2 protein-coding genes are annotated in these 956 nt (G+C 64.1%); both read right to left on the bottom strand.

Annotated elements, in window-relative coordinates:
- The coding region (locus AC1DU6_RS32970) for a hypothetical protein (RefSeq protein WP_477862505.1) at nucleotides 1-181 on the bottom strand (181 nt) is incomplete at its 3' end.
- A 23-nt stretch (nucleotides 182-204) separates the two neighbouring features.
- The coding region (locus tag AC1DU6_RS32965) for an ABC transporter permease (protein ID WP_477862503.1) at nucleotides 205-956 on the bottom strand (752 nt) is incomplete at its 5' end.

Below are 956 nucleotides of genomic sequence, written 5' to 3'. Positions count from 1 at the left end.
CATTGACGATCTCCGGTGGGAGCGTTGGCGGAGGCGGCAGCATTAGTCCGAGCGGTACATTGCAAGGGGTCGGCAGCAGCGGCAGCGTGAGCGCGGTCATGACCGGCCGCCTGTCCGGCCGCGGTGGCGGCGGTTCGATGCAAATGTCGAATGGCTGCAGCGGCCGATGGACGGCCAGCAAGCAGTGAGCTTACGGCCGTCTCGCTACGCCTTGCGCTGCGGTCGCATTGCCTCACCGATCGATACGACGATGGCGCAGATCGCCACCAGCACGATCGATGCTGCGGATGCGGCCGGCAAATCAGTCCCCGTCTCCGAGATCTTGCTGTAGAGCACCAGCGGCAGGATATTCACCTGCGTGCCGGCCAGTGCCAGCGCCGTGCCATAAGCGCCAACAGCAACGGCGGCGGTCAGACAATAAGCCGCGATCAGGCTCGGCAATATCTGCGGCAACATCACCTCGATCAACGTACGGAAACTCCCCGCACCGAGCGAGCGCGAGGCGAGCATCTGGTTGCGATCGAAATTGCTAATCGCCGGCAGCACGATCAACACGACGCGCGGCACCAGATAGTAGGAGTAGGCCAGTCCCAGTCCTACCGGTGAGAAGATGAAACCGCCGATCACCGCGGGATCGAAGCCGAGCTTAGCCAGCAACAATGTCACGAAGCCGGCGCGGCCGAGCAGCAGGATAAAACCGTAGGCGACGATCAGCCCCGAAAATGTCAGCGGCAGCGAAATCGCGATAAGCGCTGCCGTCCGTAGGCCCGGCGCGAACCGCACCAATGCAAGCGCTACGCAGAAGCCGACGACAAGCGAAAACAGCGGTGCCACGGTGCCCAGCACCATCGTGCCGCGCAGACCGTTCCAGAACACCGGATCGCTCGCCAGGCGGCTGAAGGCGCTGCCGCCGTCCGCGAAGGCGCCGACGAGCACCGCACAGACGGGGATCAGGA

The sequence above is a fragment of the Roseateles sp. P5_B10 genome, assembly GCF_056400485.1.
The sequence above is the reverse complement of the archived record's forward strand: the minus strand, read 5'-3'. Positions and strand labels throughout refer to the sequence as shown.